The organism is Bradyrhizobium sp. CCH5-F6 (genome assembly GCF_001556045.1).
In the GTDB taxonomy this organism is placed as follows: Bacteria; Pseudomonadota; Alphaproteobacteria; order Rhizobiales; family Xanthobacteraceae; genus Bradyrhizobium.
This window is the reverse complement of record NZ_LSIC01000200.1, coordinates 58,359-75,796: the sequence shown is the minus strand read 5'-3', so window position 1 is coordinate 75,796 and position 17,438 is coordinate 58,359. Positions and strand designations below refer to the sequence as shown.

General features: G+C 61.0%; 18 protein-coding genes and 2 pseudogenes. 14 read left to right on the top strand and 6 right to left on the bottom strand.

Going from position 1 to position 17,438, the window contains the following annotated elements; genetic code table 11:
• Positions 1–3: 3 nt before the first annotated feature.
• The 3 genes from AX729_RS35370 to petA all read right to left on the bottom strand — a co-directional run bounded on the left by AX729_RS35370 (position 4) and on the right by petA (position 3,616).
• Positions 4–678 carry a dienelactone hydrolase family protein gene (locus AX729_RS35370; protein WP_061029236.1) on the bottom strand — a complete coding sequence of 225 codons (675 nt, stop codon included), beginning with the start codon at positions 676–678 and terminating at the stop codon, positions 4–6.
• Positions 679–951: 273 nt separating this feature from the next.
• A complete protein-coding gene (fbcH, locus tag AX729_RS35365; RefSeq protein ID WP_061029129.1) occupies positions 952–3,024 on the bottom strand; it encodes a cytochrome b/c1 in 2,073 nt (690 codons plus the stop codon).
• Positions 3,025–3,085: 61 nt separating this feature from the next.
• Entirely contained in the window at positions 3,086–3,616 is a 531-nt protein-coding gene (gene petA, locus AX729_RS35360) for a ubiquinol-cytochrome c reductase iron-sulfur subunit (RefSeq protein ID WP_061029127.1), read from the bottom strand.
• A gap of 281 nt (positions 3,617–3,897) precedes the next feature.
• On the opposite strand from petA, the gene AX729_RS35355 reads away from it, so the two are divergent.
• The 5 genes from AX729_RS35355 (at position 3,898) to AX729_RS35335 (ending at position 7,258) form a co-directional block, all read left to right on the top strand.
• Complete coding sequence (locus tag AX729_RS35355) at positions 3,898–4,356, top strand: tRNA (cytidine(34)-2'-O)-methyltransferase (protein ID WP_061029124.1); 459 nt, start codon at positions 3,898–3,900, stop codon at positions 4,354–4,356.
• A gap of 18 nt (positions 4,357–4,374) precedes the next feature.
• Complete coding sequence (queE, locus tag AX729_RS35350; protein ID WP_061029121.1) at positions 4,375–5,007, top strand: 7-carboxy-7-deazaguanine synthase; 633 nt, start codon at positions 4,375–4,377, stop codon at positions 5,005–5,007.
• Positions 5,008–5,075: 68 nt separating this feature from the next.
• A complete protein-coding gene (gene hemF, locus AX729_RS35345) occupies positions 5,076–5,963 on the top strand; it encodes an oxygen-dependent coproporphyrinogen oxidase (protein WP_197433751.1) in 888 nt (295 codons plus the stop codon).
• Entirely contained in the window at positions 5,960–6,712 is a 753-nt protein-coding gene (locus AX729_RS35340) for an HAD family hydrolase (protein WP_061029119.1), read from the top strand. The genes hemF and AX729_RS35340 overlap by 4 nt, the downstream gene beginning before the upstream one ends.
• A gap of 345 nt (positions 6,713–7,057) precedes the next feature.
• Positions 7,058–7,258 (top strand): DUF2158 domain-containing protein, encoded by a 201-nt coding sequence (locus AX729_RS35335; RefSeq protein WP_061029117.1) that lies wholly within the window; start codon positions 7,058–7,060, stop codon positions 7,256–7,258.
• Between the two features lie 293 nt (positions 7,259–7,551).
• On the opposite strand, the gene AX729_RS35330 is transcribed toward AX729_RS35335, so the two are convergent.
• Complete coding sequence (locus AX729_RS35330; protein WP_197433750.1) at positions 7,552–8,316, bottom strand: Crp/Fnr family transcriptional regulator; 765 nt, start codon at positions 8,314–8,316, stop codon at positions 7,552–7,554.
• 114 nt (positions 8,317–8,430) lie between these two features.
• Between AX729_RS35330 and AX729_RS40850 the strand changes: the two genes are divergently transcribed.
• Both AX729_RS40850 and AX729_RS35325 read left to right on the top strand, forming a co-directional pair.
• On the top strand, positions 8,431–8,613 hold the full coding sequence (locus AX729_RS40850; protein WP_197433752.1) for a hypothetical protein: 183 nt from the start codon (positions 8,431–8,433) through the stop codon (positions 8,611–8,613).
• Positions 8,571–8,925: pseudogene (locus AX729_RS35325) on the top strand (DDE-type integrase/transposase/recombinase); the annotation flags it as partial. The gene AX729_RS40850 and the pseudogene AX729_RS35325, both read left to right, overlap by 43 nt.
• A gap of 296 nt (positions 8,926–9,221) precedes the next feature.
• Here the strand turns inward: AX729_RS35325 and AX729_RS35320 are convergent.
• Positions 9,222–9,722 carry an MOSC domain-containing protein gene (locus tag AX729_RS35320; protein ID WP_061029232.1) on the bottom strand — a complete coding sequence of 167 codons (501 nt, stop codon included), beginning with the start codon at positions 9,720–9,722 and terminating at the stop codon, positions 9,222–9,224.
• Positions 9,723–9,846: 124 nt separating this feature from the next.
• Between AX729_RS35320 and AX729_RS35315 the strand changes: the two genes are divergently transcribed.
• The 7 genes and pseudogenes from AX729_RS35315 to AX729_RS35285 all read left to right on the top strand — a co-directional run bounded on the left by AX729_RS35315 (position 9,847) and on the right by AX729_RS35285 (position 15,612).
• Entirely contained in the window at positions 9,847–10,962 is a 1,116-nt protein-coding gene (locus tag AX729_RS35315; RefSeq protein ID WP_061029113.1) for an acetamidase/formamidase family protein, read from the top strand.
• Positions 10,963–10,968: 6 nt separating this feature from the next.
• Positions 10,969–12,306 (top strand): MFS transporter, encoded by a 1,338-nt coding sequence (locus tag AX729_RS35310; protein WP_063817330.1) that lies wholly within the window; start codon positions 10,969–10,971, stop codon positions 12,304–12,306.
• Between the two features lie 8 nt (positions 12,307–12,314).
• Positions 12,315–12,833, top strand: a complete 519-nt coding sequence (locus AX729_RS35305) for an MOSC domain-containing protein (protein WP_245325507.1) — start codon at positions 12,315–12,317, stop codon at positions 12,831–12,833.
• Between the two features lie 7 nt (positions 12,834–12,840).
• Complete coding sequence (locus AX729_RS35300) at positions 12,841–13,803, top strand: PDR/VanB family oxidoreductase (RefSeq protein ID WP_061029107.1); 963 nt, start codon at positions 12,841–12,843, stop codon at positions 13,801–13,803.
• Positions 13,804–13,821: 18 nt separating this feature from the next.
• The gene (locus AX729_RS41915; protein ID WP_082770624.1) at positions 13,822–14,427 is read left to right on the top strand and encodes an XRE family transcriptional regulator; all 606 of its coding nucleotides are present in this window, start codon (positions 13,822–13,824) and stop codon (positions 14,425–14,427) included.
• Positions 14,428–14,435: 8 nt separating this feature from the next.
• A pseudogene (locus AX729_RS41910) lies at positions 14,436–14,745 on the top strand (transposase); the annotation flags it as partial.
• 663 nt (positions 14,746–15,408) lie between these two features.
• On the top strand, positions 15,409–15,612 hold the full coding sequence (locus tag AX729_RS35285; RefSeq protein ID WP_061029103.1) for a hypothetical protein: 204 nt from the start codon (positions 15,409–15,411) through the stop codon (positions 15,610–15,612).
• Positions 15,613–15,644: 32 nt separating this feature from the next.
• Here the strand turns inward: AX729_RS35285 and AX729_RS35280 are convergent, their stop codons facing one another.
• On the bottom strand, positions 15,645–16,397 hold the full coding sequence (locus tag AX729_RS35280) for a Crp/Fnr family transcriptional regulator (RefSeq protein WP_061029101.1): 753 nt from the start codon (positions 16,395–16,397) through the stop codon (positions 15,645–15,647).
• Between the last annotated feature and the right edge of the window lie 1,041 nt (positions 16,398–17,438).

Here is a 17,438-nt window from a genome sequence, read left to right as displayed (position 1 = left end):
GCATCAGCCGAGATGCTTCCGGAAAAACTCCGTCGCCCTGCCCCAGGCGAGTTCTGCGGCTTCGCGGTCGTGCACGGCCTGGCGCTGCTCGTTGACGAAGGCGTGCTCGGCGTCATAGCGGAACAGCTCCAGCGACTTGCCGGCGGCCTTCATCGCCTTTTCGAAGCCGTTGACCAGCTCCGGCGTGCACCAATCATCCTTGTTGGCGAAGTGGGCCTGGAGCGGGATCTTGACGTCCGCGGGCTTGGCCGCCTGCTCGGGCGGAATGCCGTAGAACACGACGCCGGCCGCGAGCTCCGGGATCTTGGTCGCGCCGATGATAGTGACCGCACCGCCGAGGCAGAAGCCGGTCAGACCGACCTTGGCGCCGTTGCGCGCAAGATATTGCGCGGCGCCACGCACCGTCTGCGTCGTGGCGTCCATGAAGTCGAGGGAGTTCATCTCCTTGTTCGCGGAATCGGTGTCGTGATAGGGCACGACCTTGCCCTTGTAGAGATCGGGCGCCAGCGCATCGAAACCGGCGAGCGCGAAGCGGTCGCACAGGCCCTTGATCTGGTCCGACAGCCCCCACCATTCCTGGATCACGACCACGCCCGGCGCGTTGCCGCGCGCCGCATTGGCGAGATAGCCCGAGGCGTCCTTGCCGTCCGGTCGCTTGAAGGTGATGGCGGTTCCCATGGTGTCCTCCGGTGAGTTCTTGGGGGAGCGGTTGGCGGTATTTTGGCCGCTGCAAGCCCGCAGCGCAATCCACACTCTCGTCATTCCGGAGCGCGCGACAGCGCGAGCTATGGTGCGCAATTGCGCACCTGAGAATCCATCAGGCCGCAGAGTTGGTCGATGAATGGATTCCGGGCTCGATGCTGACGCATCGCCCCGGAATGACAGCGAGGTAGTCAACAAAAAGCCCCCTTGCGGGGGCTTCTTCATTTCTCGTCTTGCCTCGCGCGGCGCTCAGTGCGCGTCGGCCCAGACCTTCTTCTTGGTGAAGTACATCAGGCAGGCGAAGATGATCAGGAATATGAACACCTGGAAGCCGAGGTGCTTGCGCGCTTCCATGTGCGGCTCGGCGGTCCACATCAGGAACGTGGTGACGTCCTTTGCGTATTGCGCGACCGTGGTCGGCGAGCCGTCGTCATAAGTCACCTGGCCGTCGCTGATCGGCTTCGGCATCTTGATGGCGTGCCCCGGGAAGTACTTGTTGTAGTAGGAGCCTTCCGGAATGGTCACACCCTCGGGCACCTTGTCCTCGTAGCCCTGGAGCAGCGCCGCGACGTAGTCCGGGCCCTGCTCCTGGTACTGGGTGAAGAGGTCGAAGATGAACCAGGGGAAGCCGCGCTTATAGGAGCGCGCCTTGGTGATCAGAGACAGGTCGGGCGGCGCCGCACCTCCGTTCGCGGCACGCGCGGCCTGCTCGTTCGGGAACGGCGAGGGGAAATAGTCGGCCGGCCGGCCCGGACGCTCGAACATGTCACCCGCATCGTTCGGGCCGTCCTTGACCTTGTACTCCGAAGCGAAGGCCGCCGCCTGCGCCACCGAATAGCCGGGCCCGCCCGGCTCGGCGAGGTTGCGGAAGGCGACATAGGACAGGCCATGGCAGCTGGCGCAGACCTCCTTGTAGACCTTCAGGCCGCGTTGCAGCGCGCCCCGGTCGAACTTACCGAAAGGGCCCGAGAACGACCATTTGTTGCCCGGCGGCTTGTCGCCGCCTTCAGACGCTTTCGCGCTGTCGATCGAGCCCGCGAACAACGAACCGGCGAGCGCCAGCACGATCGCGGTCGAGACCATCGGCGTCGACCTGCTGCCGGTCTTGGCCAGGACGGCATCCGAGATCGAGTTCGGAACCGGCCGCGGCTTCTCGATGCGCGCGAGCAGCGGCAGCACGATCAGGAAGTAGGCGAAGTAGCAGAATGTCAGGATCCTGCCGGCGACGACGTAGATGCCCTCCGGCGGCTGTGCGCCGAGATAGCCGAGCAGGATGCAGACCGCGACGAAGATCCAGAAGAACTGCTTGGCCAGGGGACGATATTTCGACGACCGCGTCCTCGCGCTATCCAGCCAAGGCAGGAAGCACAGGATGATGATCGCCCCGAACATGGCGATGACGCCCGCGAGCTTGTCCGGGATCGAGCGCAGGATCGCGTAGAACGGCAGGTAGTACCATTCCGGAACGATGTGCGGCGGCGTGACGCCGGGGTTCGCCGGAATGTAGTTGTCGGCGTCGCCGAGATAGTTCGGCATGTAGAAGATGAACCAGGCGTAGAGCATCAGGAAGCAGGCGACGCCGAACATGTCCTTGATGGTCGCGTGCGGCGTGAACGGCACCGTGTCCTTTTCGGTCTTCGGCTCGACGCCGTCAGGATTGTTCTGGCCGGCGACGTGCAGCGCCCAGACGTGCAGCACCACGACGCCCGCGATCAGGAACGGCAGCAGATAGTGCAGCGAGAAGAAGCGATTCAGCGTCGGGTTGCCGACCGAATAGCCGCCCCACAACAGCGTCACGATGCTCTCGCCGACATAGGGAACGGCGGAGAACAGGTTGGTGATGACGGTAGCACCCCAGAAGCTCATCTGGCCCCAAGGCAGCACATAGCCCATGAAGCCCGTCGCCATCATCAGGAGGTAGATGATGACGCCGAGGATCCACAGCACCTCGCGCGGCTCCTTGTACGACCCGTAGTAGAGGCCGCGGAACATATGGACGTAGACGGCGACGAAGAACATCGAGGCGCCGACCGCGTGCATGTTGCGCAGCAGCCAGCCGTAGTTCACGTCACGGACGATCAGTTCGACCGACTTGAAGGCGAGATCGGCATGCGGCGTGTAGTGCATCGCCAGGATCACGCCGGTCAGGATCTGCATCCCGAGCATGAAGGAGAGGATGGCGCCGAAGGTCCACCAATAGTTCAGGTTGCGCGGGGTGGGATAGGCGACGAAGGAAGAGTGGATGAGACCAAAGATCGGCAGGCGCCGCTCGATCCATTGCAGGGCCGGATTGCTCGGCTGGTAGTCGGATGGTCCGCTCATGATGCGATCCTGAGGAAATAGTACGACGAGACGGCGCGAAGCTTCGGACTAGATCCGAAGCTCAGCCGATCTGGATTTTGGTGTCGGAAACGAACGTGTACGGGGGCACGGCCAGGTTCGAAGGCGCAGGGCCCTGGCGGATGCGGCCGGACGTATCGTACACCGAACCATGGCAGGGACAGAAGAAGCCGTCGTAGCTGCCTTCATGAGCGATCGGGATGCAGCCCAGATGGGTGCAGATGCCGATGACGACCAGCCATTGCTCGTGACCGGACTTGACGCGGGCGTCGTCGGGTTGCGGATCGGGCAGGCTCGCAACGTTGACGGCGCGCGCCTCTTCGATCTGCTTCTTGGTACGGTGGCTGATGTAGATCGGCTTGCCGCGCCAGAACACCTTGATGTCCTGCCCCTCGGCAATCGGGCTGAGATCGACTTCGATCGGCGCGCCGGCGGCGATGGTCGAAGCGTCCGGATTCATCTGCGAGATGAAAGGCCAGAGCGCGGCCGCGCCCCCAACTGCTGCGAAGGCCCCGGTAGCAACGAATAAGAAATCACGGCGTGTCGGATGGTCCGCCGAAGACGCTGTCGTCACGATTCCAACCCTTTCTTCTTATGCGACCGGTGGAACCGCTCCAGGGGGCGCCCATGAGGTCCCCGGAAAGGCTGCCGGCGCCCGCGGCCCCCCGCGGCGGCAGAACTTGTGCTTGCTCACGCCCAAAATGGGGAAAACAGCAGTCCAGAATCGTTCTATTGGCACCCTTGCCGGGCGAGCGCAAGCCCGCTAACGGCGTGGGAGCGTGCAATGCACGAATTCCCGGGCGAGCGATGTTTTATTGAGACATTTTGCGCCCGCAACCCGACCCGCCACCGCCCATGCAGATCGCACTTTTCCAGCCAGACATCCCCCAGAACACCGGCACGATTCTCAGGCTGTGCGCTTGCCTGGGAGTGGCTGCCCATATCATCGAACCGGCCGGCTTCCCCGTCTCTGACCGGCATTTCCGCCGGGCGGGAATGGATTACCTCGACCACGTCAGCATCACCCGCCACGACTCATGGGCGACGTTCCAGGACTGGCGCGCGGCGCGCGGTGACCGCCTGCTGCTCTTCACCACCAAGGCTGCCACCGACTACCGCGATTTCCATTACCAGACGTCGGACATCCTGCTATTCGGGCGCGAGAGCGCCGGCGTCACCGACGCGGTGGTCGAGGCCGCAGATGCGAGGCTGGTGATCCCGATCAAGGCGGGGCTGCGGTCGCTCAACGTGGCGATGAGTGCGGCGATGGCGGCCGGCGAGGCGCTGCGGCAGGTCCGGAACCCGCAAGTTTGACAGGTTGAGGAGAGACGAGTGAGTTACGCGGTCAAGGAAATCTTCCTGACCCTGCAAGGCGAAGGCGCCCATGCCGGGCGCGCGTCCGTGTTCTGCCGTTTCGCCGGCTGCAACCTCTGGAGCGGCCGCGAGGCGGACCGCGGCGAGGCGATCTGCCAGTTCTGCGACACGGATTTCGTCGGCACGGACGGCACCCTCGGCGGCCGCTACGGCACGGCTGAGGAACTCGCCGACACCATCGCCGCGCAATGGCGCGGGACGGCCGACAACCGCTACGTGGTGCTGACCGGCGGCGAGCCGCTGCTCCAGGTCGACGCTGCACTGATCGACGCGCTCCACGCCCGCGGCTTCGAGATCGGCGTCGAGACCAACGGGACGATTGCCCCTCCGGACGGGCTCGACTGGATCTGCGTCAGCCCCAAGGGCGGCAGCGAGTTGGTGCTGCGCCAGGGCCACGAACTGAAGCTGGTCTATCCGCAGCCGCTGGCTGCGCCCGAAACCTTCGAGCATCTCCCCTTCGAGCGCTTCTCGCTGCAGCCGATGGACGGACCCGAGGTCGTCGAGAACACCGCGCGCGCGATCGACTATTGCCTGCGCCATCCGCAATGGCGGCTCAGCGTGCAGACGCACAAATCGCTCGGCATCAGATAAGGCCCGTGACCACTGCAACGAGGGCTGCACCCATGACGGACCACAAGATTGACGGAGTGGCATCCCCCATGAACCCGAGCTTGATCGACGATCGCAAGGCCCTCGCCCGCGCCTGGTTCGAGCGATTGCGCGACGACATCTGCGCGAGCTTCGAGCGGCTGGAAGACGACGCGCCGCCCAGCCTCTATCCGGGCGAAGCCGGCCGCTTCAGGCGCACGCCGTGGCAGCGCACCGACCACAGCGGCACGCCCGGCGGCGGCGGGGTGATGTCGATGATGCATGGCCGTCTGTTCGAGAAGGTCGGCGTCCACTGCTCGACCGTGCATGGCGAGTTCGCGCCCGAGTTTCGCACACAGATTCCCGGCGCCGCGGACGACCCGAAATTCTGGGCCTCCGGCATCTCGCTGATCGCGCATCTGCGCAATCCGCACGTCCCTGCCGTGCACATGAACACGCGCTTCGTCGTCACCACCAAAGCCTGGTTCGGCGGCGGCGCCGACCTCACGCCGGTGCTCGACCGGCGGCGGACGCAGGACGATGCCGACACCGTGGCCTTCCATGCCGCGATGAAACAGGCCTGCGCGCAGCCGAATGGCGTTGCCGACTACGACAAGTACAGAAAGTGGTGCGACGAATATTTCTACCTGCCGCACCGGAAAGAGGCCCGCGGCATCGGCGGCATCTTCTACGACTGGCACGACAGCGGCGACTGGGACGCCGACCTCGCCTTCACCCAGGACGTCGGCCGCGCCTTCCTGAAAATCTATCCCGAGATCGTGCGGCGCAATTTCGCGACGAGCTGGACCGCGGAGGATCGCGAGGAGCAACTGATCCGGCGCGGGCGTTACGTCGAGTTCAACCTGCTCTACGACCGCGGCACCATCTTCGGACTCAAGACCGGCGGCAATGTGGACTCGATCCTGTCGTCGCTCCCCCCGGAGGTGAAGTGGCCATGACGACGATGAAGCCGGCATCGAGGCCGCTCCCGCGCGCCATGCTGATCGACATGGACGATACCATCCTGTCGGCCTATGGCCGGCCCGAGATCGCCTGGAACACCATCGCGAACGAATTCGCCGAAGAGCTCGCGCCGCTGCCGCCGGCCCAGGTCGCAACCGCGGTGCTGGCGTTCGCGCGAAACTTCTGGGCGAACGCGGAAGCCGCGTGGCGGCTCAAGCTCGCCGAGGCGCGACATCTGACCGTCAAGGGCGGCTTTGCCGCGCTCGCGGCCGCCGGCCACCGCGCCCTGCCCGACGATCTCGCCATTCGCCTCGCCGACCGCTTCACCGCCTATCGGGAGGAGGAAATGTTCGTCTTCCCCGGTGCGCACGAGGCGATCGACCAGCTGAAGGCGCTCGGCATCAAGCTGGCGCTGGTGACCAACGGGGCCGCCGACACCCAGCGCGCCAAGGTCGAGCGCTTCGAGCTTGCGCACCGCTTCCACCACATCCAGATCGAAGGCGAGCACGGCTTCGGCAAGCCCGAGGAGCGCGCCTATCTGCACGCCATGGAGGCGCTCGGCGTCACCGCAAAGGACACCTGGATGATCGGCGACAATCTCGAATGGGAGGTCGTGACGCCGCAGCGCCTCGGCATCTACTCGATCTGGATCGACGTGCACGGCGACGGCCTGCCCGAAGGCTCGACGGTTAGGCCCGATCGCATCATCCGCTCGCTCGGCGAGCTGCTGCCTGACCAGGCGTAACCAGGCACAACGTAAAACATCGAAAACAACCCCATGCACAGTAGCCGAGTGCAGCAAAATCAAGAACTTACGGAATATGCGAAACGACTTTGACTCGTCGGGCAAAACAGGAGCATGATGTCATCATTGCGGGACGTGCCGACATCCGCCTCACCGGCTTCGTGCATCAAGTTCCGCCTTCAACGATGCCATCGACGATTTCTACACGAGCCTGCCCGACCCGCCGATCGCGAACGAGCGCAAATCTGACGCGCGGGCGGAGTTTGCCGGTTCGGAAGCGCACGTGATCGGCCTGTCATGACGGCCTGTTAGCGTGTGGCCGTTGATCAACCGAAAGGACACCCCATGGATCTGAAAGCCGGCGATATCGTGATGCTGAAGTCCGGCGGCCAGGCGCTGACCGTCGCGGAGGTGAAGGAGAACGAGGCACTGTGCCTCTGGATGGGCATGGAAGGCGACCTGTTCCGCGAGACGCTGCCGCTGGCCGTGCTCGTGCAGGTGGAAGAAGAGGAAGATGAGGACGATGACGACGACGAGGACGACTAGGCACGCCTGACGCCGCATCCTCGTCAGAACGGAGCGTTCCGCTCCAGCGCTCCCAATGTCCGCTTCTCTGCCGGTAGCAGCGCAGTAGAGGACGTCGTTGGAGGTCGCAGAGGGTCAGTCAGCCGCGGTCATCGGACTCGGGCTGTCCGCAAAGGCGCCGGAGACGGCCGATCGCCGCGGCACATGGGCGCTCGGATCGTCATCTTGTCCGGTTGAACACCATCTCCCGCATGATGCCGTCAGGCCGCGTGGATTTGGAAATTTGGATCCTCGACATCTTCGGCGGAATGCGATCACCGCAGTGCTTCAGACTGATCCAGTTGCAATGAATAGCACTCGCAAGACAATCTTTCCAATGCGGCTGCGTCGAGAATGTTGATCACCCCGCGAGAATAGTGAACGACACCGGCTGCCTGCAACTTGCTCGCGACCTCGGTGATCGAGGTGCGCCGCACTCCCATCAACTCAGCCACCAGTTCTTGCGTCAAAGTGACCGTCTTGGTGCCTGCACGATTCGACGTCTGCAGCAGCCAGCGGCAAAATCGAGCTTCAATCAGGTGGACGGCGTTGCAGGCCGCGGCGATCCTGGTCTGAGAAAAGAGAGATTCGTTGTAGCGCAGACAAAGACTCCGCATGACATCGGAGCGGGCAGCCGCCTTTCGAAAGCGACTCGCCGGCACCCTGGTCGCCTCGAGCGGGAGTTGTACGACGACGCGAACAAACGAGGTAAGAAAGCCGAGACCCGCCATCGCGCCGACGACCCCTTCTTGTCCGGCTGTTGCGATCTCGACGGCGCGGCCGTCCTTCAAGACCGACAGCAGCGACACCACCCCTTTGTGAGGAAAGTAGACGAAATCGATCTCATCGCCAGCCTCGACCAGAACGACGCCTTGCGCGAATGTCTCCCGCGTCATGTAGGGCAGGAGCATCTCGAATTGATCATGCGGTAACGAGGACAGTATCGAGTTGGCCGCATCCAACGGGCGGCCTGCATTGTTCTTCGGCACGGTGCATCCTGCCTGTTCGGACAGGCCGCCTTCCGCAGGGGGGATGGTCACGCTCCGAGGGCACGTTCCGGCGGGAAGAAGCATTATCGAAAGTTTCGACGCGCTTGTCGGTCCGATAACCGTCATACGTCAGCGTAGTCGAAAGGCCTCGGAACGAAGCAGAAAATGACAGGAGTCACCCGCAGCAATTCGCACTATAAGCACGGTACAGGACACATGGAGGTATTTTGCGGAGATGTCGTGGTGATGACGCTGATAGCGCTGCGGCCTCCAATCGCAATGGCGCACCTCGATGCGGCGCGCATCTGCTGGCTGCCGATGGGTGCAAGATCGGCCGTCGGCATGTGAAGACGCTGATGCGACGGATGAGGATAGAAGCACTCAATCGCCGTCCGCACGACAAAGCCCGAGCCGGGCCACAAGATCTACCCGTACCTGCTGCGCGGGAAGGAGATCACACGGCCGAACCAAGTGTGGGCGATGGACATCACCCATATCCCGATGGCGCGCGGCTTCGTCTATCCGGCGGTCGTGCTCGACTGGTTCAGCCGCCGCGTGCTGTCGTGGCGCGCATCGATCACAATGGAGGCGGCGTTCTGTGTCGAGACGCTTCAGGATGACCTGGCTCGCCACGGCAAGCCAGACGTCTTCAACACCGATCTTCAACCCGCTGCCACTCCGCTTGGCAGCCTAACCTTGGCAGAGGCTCCACTTATCGACGCGGAGAATCTGTTCAGACAACCTGGACCACCTCTTGCCGGCGAACGTCGCGGTTGGGAGGCTACGTAAGAAGCGGCCCGTGTTCTCGGTGATACCGCAGAGGTCGAGATTGCGGAGAATAAGCGCAGACAATCGAGGCTACTCAAGCAGCCTCTATCGCTAACGCTTGCTTCAGCGTTCGAGCGCCCATTCGTCAGCAATGTAGCCCCCACCGTCTGAGCGCAGATGACTACAATCTATCGCTTGGCCCTCTCACACTTTTCGGGTGAAAGACGGTCGCCTACCCGCACTGTGCCACCAACCAGAATTTTCGCGTTCAGTCCCGAGCGATTAATCAAAGGATTGAAGACTGGCTTCCCGGTGACTTCCTCCAGGTGCTTACAAGGCACGCTCAAACGAGTTGCTTCGAGAAGAGCTTCGCCCAACCAGAAGCGCCGGCCGACGAGATGCGTGAGGGGAACGCCAAAGGTCGTAACGTTGCGGCGGTGCTCGGCCGGAAAAAGATCAATTCCGTGGTCACGGCGGAGCGCCTCGAGCGTCTCTTCCTCGAACAGCGTAATTTGACGGCCTTCTTCCGGGCGCTCCGAGTAATAGCCCGTCTCATTCGTATATCTGTCGCCCACGATGCCCTTGCCTGCGATCAGAGTGAGAGAGTCTTGCGCACGCATTGGGAGCGACGCTCTCGGTGTCAGGTGCAGGTGACGGACGACGCCGATCCATGTTGGAGCAGAAGGCATGTTGCTCAATTTATCCTCTAGCTTTGTCGCAAATTTCAGCAGCCGCTCGGCCTGCAAATGTTGCTACCGGGGCAAGTCTGATTATTGTAGCCCCTGAGGCAACTAGTTGTCCATATGGGGTATCATGGCATTTCATTCCTTAGCGGTGGATAGAACCGTCCCTCTCGCGGATAGACCGCGCGAGGGGCATAATCGCTGGCATCCTTGCATTGAGCCGATGTGTCGCGTTTGCAGTGGAGACACCGTCGAGATCGAGACACGCGACTCTTTCGACTGTCAGATCTGTGCAACCACGACGTCAAAGGATCTTGAAAGCGCCAAGCTGGAGCGCGCGCATCCTCTCACGGGGCCGGTCTATGTCGAAGGTGCGGAGGAGGGTGATCTCCTCGCGGTGCATGTCAAGGATGTGCAGCCCCACGATGAGGGCTTTACTGTCATCATGCCGGGCTTCGGGTACCTCCGCGATCTGTTTACCGAGCCCCATATCGTCCATTGGGAGATGGAGAAGGGCTTTGCGTATTCGCCGCAACTGCCGAACATCCGGATTCCAGGTGCGCCTTTCATGGGCGTCATGGGGGTCGCGCCCTCACAGAAGCTGCTTGCGGACATCATCAAGCGGGAGCAGGAGCTGATCGACCGGGGCGGGTTCGCGATGCCGCCCAATTCGGACGGAGCAGTTCCGAGCGGTGAGAGATTCGCAAATGCGATCCGCACCATCGCTCCGCACGAGACCGGTGGCAATCTGGACATCAAGCAGCTGGTCGCTGGCACGACTCTCTACATTCCCGTCTACGAGAAGGGTGCCTTGTTCTCGGTCGGCGATGCCCATTTTGCGCAAGGCGATGGAGAGTCCTGCGGTACCGCGATCGAGACTTCGGCGGTGTTTACCGCGAAGTTTGAGATTCTCAAGGGTGAAGCAAGACGCCGTGGACTTCGCGATGTGTCGTTCGGGTCCGAATACGGCACGCTCGCCACCACCGAGATGAAGGGCCCGTATTACGCGACAACCGGGACCTGCATCACGCGCGACGGCAAGAACCTGTCCGAGGACATCAGTCTCGCGACCCGGAATGCCCTTCTCAACATGCTGGAGTATCTCTGCGACAAGCACGGCTACAGCACAGAGCAGGCCTATTCGATCATCAGCGTCGCGGCGAACCTGCGCATCAGTCAGATCGTCGATGTTCCGAACGTCACGGTAAGCGCTTTTCTTCCCCTAGACATCTTCATGAACCGGTGAACCACAATGACTACTGTTGCTGTTGCCGAAACGGACGGCGTGGCCCTGAGCCAGGCGCCAACGGAAAAGGATGTGATCCGCAAGATCTTCTGGCGGGTGCTCCCATACATCGTCGTTCTCTACATGCTGAATTTCATCGATCGTGTGAATGTCAGCTTTGCAGCACTGACGATGAGCAAGGATTTGGGGTTCTCTGCAACGGTCTACGGATTCGGTGCTGGCATCTTCTTCCTCGGCTTTTTCCTGTGCGAGATTCCGAGCAACCTCATGCTTGAGCGCTACGGCGCGCGCCGCTGGATTGCGCGCATCCAGCTCAGCTGGGGGCTCGCTGCGATGGCCATGGCATTCACGGCCGGTGAGACCAGTTTCTACTGGCTCCGCTTCCTACTAGGCGTCGCGGAAGGCGGCTTCTTCCCCGGAATGATCCTCTACATGACATATTGGTTCCCAAGCGCATATCGGGCGCGTGTGATCGGCGCATATCTCGTTGCCATCCCGATCGCCAGCGTGATCGGCTCTCCGATCTCCTCGGCACTGCTGTCAATGGATGGGATCTGGGGATGGAAGGGGTGGCAGTGGCTGTTCATTCTCGAAGGGCTCCCCACGGTGTTGTTGGCCTTCGTGACCTGGAAGATCATGCCCGACAAGCCGGAATCCTGTAATTTTCTCTTGCCGCAGGAAAAGAATGTAATCGTTCCCATGCTCCAGCGTGAAGAGGCTGAACGGAAGGCCGTGCGGCATTTCTCGCTCTGGGAAGCGCTGTTGAACTGGCGGGTCCTTACGCTCACCGTGATCTATTTCTGCATTACGATCGGCCTGTATGGAATCACGTTCTGGCTTCCGCAGATCATCCGGACGTTCGGTTTTAGCAACTTTGCGATCGGCTTCGTCACCGCCGCGCCGTTCCTGTTTGCTACCGTAGCAATGCTGACCTGGGTCAGGCTCTCCGATCGATCCGGCGAGCGTGTGTTTAACGCTGCGGCGGCGTGTGTTCTGGTCTCGATCTCCCTCGCTGCGAGCACGACCTTTACAAATCCACTCTATGCGATGATCTGCATGGCCTTTGCGATCACCGGCACGCTGGTGGCAATGTCGATGTTGTGGACGATGAGCACGACCTTTCTCACGGGTACCGCCGCCGCCGGAGCATTCGCGTCGATCTCCGCCTTCGCCAATCTCAGTGGCTTCGTGGGTCCGTTTGCGATCGGCTGGCTCAAGGATCTTACTGGGTCATTCGGTGGCGCGCTGGTCGGTCTGGCATCATTCGGAATCATCGCCGCCGTGATCATCGTCAGCCTGCCGAAAGACAAGCTGTTCGCTCAGGCGCTTCGCCGAAGGCCATGATGGACGGGATGCCGAGCACCAAGTCCGAGGACCGCTCCACCGAAATAGTCGGCTGGCGCGGCCTCGTCGGCCATCTTCATTACGCGCCTCGGGCCATGTTGCCGATGCGCTCCGTCGATCACTTGAACCTCATCGAAGGCGTCGGTGTGGAGGGTGATCGATATGCGAACGATCTTGGTCATTTGACCGAGATCATCCGAGAGCTGGGCATTCGCTCTAAACGAGATGTTTCCCTGTTCGAGCAGGAGACCATCGATGCGCTTCTCAGGGATCACGGCATTTCGATCGGACCGAGCTCCCATAGGCGCAACATCACCACCGTGGGCGTGCCGCTCGGCCATCTCATCGGTCGAAGGTTTCGTGTCGGGGATGTCATCATGGAGGGCAGCCCGGCGCCTCCCTGCAAACACATGGAGGATGTGATCGGACAACCGGTCACACGGCTCCTGATCAACCGCGGTGGTCTGCATGCCCGTCTCTTGAACGGTGGCACCATCAGGGTCGGTGATACGATCGAACTTCTTTGAGAATGACATGAACTACGAGCAGTTCTTCCTCAACAGATATGTCACGACGGTGGTCAAATCCTGCAAGGATCTGACCCCTGGAATACGACTTTTTGAGCTTGCCGACCCGGATGACTGGGAGCTACCGGCATTCACTGCGGGCGCGCACATCGACATAGTCCTGTCGGATCACATGATCCGGCAATATTCTCTTTGCGGAGCCCCGGGCGAAAACAAACGATACATCGTCGCGGTTCAGCGCGAGGATGAAGGGCGGGGTGGTTCACGACACCTTCACGAGCAGGTCACCGTGGGGAGCATAGTCCCAGTTTCGCTCCCGAGAAATCTGTTCGCGCTGGCCGGGGAGGCGCGTCATCATATCATGATCGCGGGAGGCATTGGCCTAACGCCGTTCATGTCAATGCTGCCGGAGCTTGTGGCCAACCGCGCCTCGTTCCACCTCCATGTCTGCACGCGGTCCCGCAAGCACACGCCTTTTATCGACACGTTGGACGAACTCCATGCGGCTGGTTTTGCAAGCTTCCACCATAGTGATGAGCCGTCGGGGTGCAGGCTCGACGTAGGCGCGGCTCTCGGCCGCCATGAAGAAGGACTGCACGCCTATTGTTGCGGGCCGGAAGGCCTGCTCGAAGCTTTTGTTTCCGCATCTGCCGACTGGCCGACGGATTGCGTCCATTATGAAAGATTTGGCGCCGCTGCACCCTCCGGGCCTGCTTATGCAGTTTCTCTTGGCCGAGCCGGCAAGGTGATCGAGGTGCTCTCGGGAGAAACCATGGCAAAGGCTCTCCAACGTAACGGGATTGCCGTGAAGACATCTTGTGAGGCTGGAATATGCGGGATGTGCAAGACCAATTATATCTCAGGAGACCCAGATCATCGCGATCACGTTCTCAATGACGAGGAGCGGAAACAGTGCTTGATACCATGCGTGTCCGGCAGTAAGGGATCGATGCTCATTCTCGACCTCTAACTGACGCTGTTCGGCGATATGACCTCGAAGTCGAAACGATCCACTGCGCTCCAACGCCCCGGCCCTGAAGCGGGCGAGGTGCCGCCGATCGGACCGCAGATGAAGCGTTTGAGGCGAGATCGCAATTTGACTCTTGACGTGCTTGCCGAGAAAACGGGTCTCAACAAGAGTCATTTGTCTCGCCTTGAACGCGGCGAGAAGTCACCTTCGGTTGCTACAGTAGTTAAGCTGGCGCAGGCACTTAAAGTGCCTGTCGCGACGTTCTTCGGCGAGACAATCGACGATAATGCCATCCATCTGGTGCGTGCAAAATCGCGCCGTATGATCAAGGCCAGTCCAGAGCACGGTTCGTATCCGTTCGCGACATTGAGTAAACCCGGGGACCACAATCGCGTCGAGAGCTTTGTGATGGTGCCGCCCGAGGTCTTCAACGACGAGGGTTTCATCAACCATGCTGGCGAAGAGGTCTTCTATGTCCTCGAAGGCAAGGTGGAAATCAGTTTCGCAGACCGCAGCGTCGCGATGTCGCAAGGGGACTATTTGCAATTCCCCGGGCACCTCCAGCATCAGGTGCGGCGCCTTTCCGACAAGGCGCTCGTGCTGATCGTCATTCTGCAGGACTGAAGTAAGAGCCGGGCCACAAGATCTACCCTGTACCTGCTGCGCGGGATGGAGATCACACGGCCGGACCAGATGTGGGCGATGGACATCACCTCCATCCCGATGGCGCGCGGCTTCGTCTATCTGGCGGTCGTGCTCGACTGGTTCAGCCGCCGCGTGCTGTCGTGGCGCGTATCGATCACAATGGAGGCGGCGTTCTGCGTCGAGACGCTTCAGGATGCCCTGGCTCGCCACGGCAAGCCGGACGTCTTCGACACGGATCAGGGCTCGCAGTTCACCGGACAGACCTTTACCGGCGTGCTCGCCGATAACGGCATTGCAGCACGCCGGATCAAGCCTACTTCAACCCGCTGCCACTCCGCCTGGCGGCCTGACCTTGGCAGAGGCTCCACTCATCGACGCGGAAAATCTGTTCAGACAAAACGGGACCAGCTCTCTCACCGCGCGGTTCCTGTGTCGGATACCGGACATTTGTGCTATAAGGCTGGCATCACCGTCCTTCATCAGGCCCCTAACGGTGACAGAGAGTGTTGTGCTCCCGCCTGACCGCAGGACCAAGCACATGCCAGAAAACCCCGGTCTGCATCACGCTCGTATCGATCCTCCGCGCTGCCCGAAGTGCCATGACCTGGCCAGCCTTGTTGGAATTACGACCGGCCCGAGAGGACTCAACCTTCGCTCGTTTGAATGCAATAAATGCGATCAAGTGATTACGGTATCGTCGGAGATTTCGCGATGAAACGGCCGGCGATCCCTACAGGTCGAACCGGCTTCTGAACGTAGCCTCAGTTGAGCTGCTGACTGAACAAGGCGGAAAGGGCCTTGAGCGGATCATTGCATCCATGCCCACAAGTGAAATCGGAGAACGGCTTTTTTTAAGATCGAGCGACGCTCGCGATTACGAGCGCCAAGGACCAATTCGCTTCCAATCAAACGGCCATATTGTCCAACGCTTTTCAAAGCTTGAGGAAAGGCAGCAATGCCATGAGCGATAATATTACCGCGCTTGCAGCGATTCAGGGCAAGATCCTCCGCACTCGTCAATTGGCTGCCGCGACCGCCGATTCTCGCAAGAAGAAGGCTCTTCTCGCAATCGCCGATGCCATAGAGCAGCGAGCTCGCCAACTCGACGAGGAGCTCGAAGACCGAATACCAATCGTCTCGGATGCCGACGAGACAAGAGGTTGAACCGGGTGCGTTGCCGTCGAACTGCAGGTAACCTAGAGCCGTGCACTGGCCGCCCCGTGCGCCTTTTGGCGCGCGATGTAGGACCGGGCCAATATCAAGCCGTGCTCCTTCTGCCGCGTATAACAATCGCAGGACATCGCCTCCAGTTTCGATCGGTCCTTTATCCTTATCGTTCCTCGGGAATAGACGATTGCTCCCGTTCGCTGCACCTTCCCGGCAACTTCCGTGACTGATGATCGACGCACGCCGAGCATCTCGGCGAGGAACTCTTGCGTCAGTTCCGCAACATCGCCGCCGTCGTGATCGACGGTTTGCAGGATCCAACGGCAAAAGCGCGCTTCGATTTCGTGCACTGCATTGCAGGCAGCGGTTACCCTGGCCTTGGACAGAAGCACATCGTTGTGATGAATACAGAGTGCCCGAATAGCTTCGCTGTCACCCGCGATTTGTTGAAAGCGCTTGACGGGTATCTTGCTGGTCTCAATGCGCACCTGCACGATGACTCGCGCCAGCGAAATGGGCGACCCTAGCCCCGCCATGGCGCCCAATGCCCCCTCCCGTCCCACGGTTTCGGTTTCAATGGCCCGGCCATCCGCCAGAACGTCGAGCAAGGAGACCATGCCACTGTGGGGGAAGTAGACGAAGTCGACTTCGTCACCCGCCTCCATCAGCACCGTACCCTGGGGTATGACCTCCGGCATCATATAGGGCAGAAGCCGGTCGAGCTGGTCGGCTGGCAAGGAGGACAGAAGCTCGTTGGGGTGAGCGAACCCGGATTGCAACATCGCAGCATTCCGCCCGATCGGTCGGGCCGACTTCCGCGAGGGGGTTACATCTACGTTCCGAGAGCACGCTCCTCGCGGCAAGAAGCTAATATAGTGCGCAACGTATCGAAATATCAGATCAAGGTCTGATGGCTTCCGCGCAATCGAAGTCGCTCGGTCATGGTGGGTCCCTTGCGATCCTGGGCATCTATGACCGGTGCAGGGCATAAGGCCCGTGGTGACACCAATCGTGTTTGGTTTCACCAACCAAGGCCAGTGCCGAAAGGCAGGCGTCTGAAATCGGATAACTCAAGAGATGCGATCAGCATGTTCGGGACCGAACAGACAAAACCCCAAACTTCGTTTCGACTGCATGCGCGGCTGGTAGCCGCTCAGCCGCGCGACGGCCCCAGCGCTTGTCCCCAGCCCCTGAGCGTTGGGGCCGATCGCGGCCTCAATGATGAAGAAACCGGCCTTTGACCTGCGTCTCGCAAGACATGCGTTCGTAATGTGATCAGGCCAATCCAGCCTGACCGTCTTCACACTCTGCGACGCCGCCAACGATCTGAAGCTCGTCGAACGCGCGGAAGGCAAACTCGGGCAGTGACTCCGCCGTGCGGCGGACTCACTTCAATCTGCCATTCCGTTGCGGCGATCTTCACCTGCTGCAACGCCTCGAGGACTTTGTTTATAGCTACAAGCCGGGCCTCGATCGTAGCTCGTTCGCCAGCAGCTTCACGCCCCGTCTCCAGCCAATGTCGCATCCACAAATTCCTCATAAAACGGCACTGCCGACTGGCGCGTCTGCAATACGAACTCGAGCAATCTCAAGCTGCCTCGTCGTCCCAAACGTGCTTGCGACAGTTCTTACATTGGAATAGGCGAACGTTTCGGTCTGTATTCGCATCGAATAGCGCAAAGACTGCCCGCTCCCCGAGTGGCAGGAAGCAAGAGGGACAATGTGGGCCATTTGCCCGAGGCGCATCCGACCTGTCTGCTTCGGTCATCTGCCATTACCTCACCTTGTGATCAGGCGGGAGCCGTCGCGCTCTCAGTCATCGA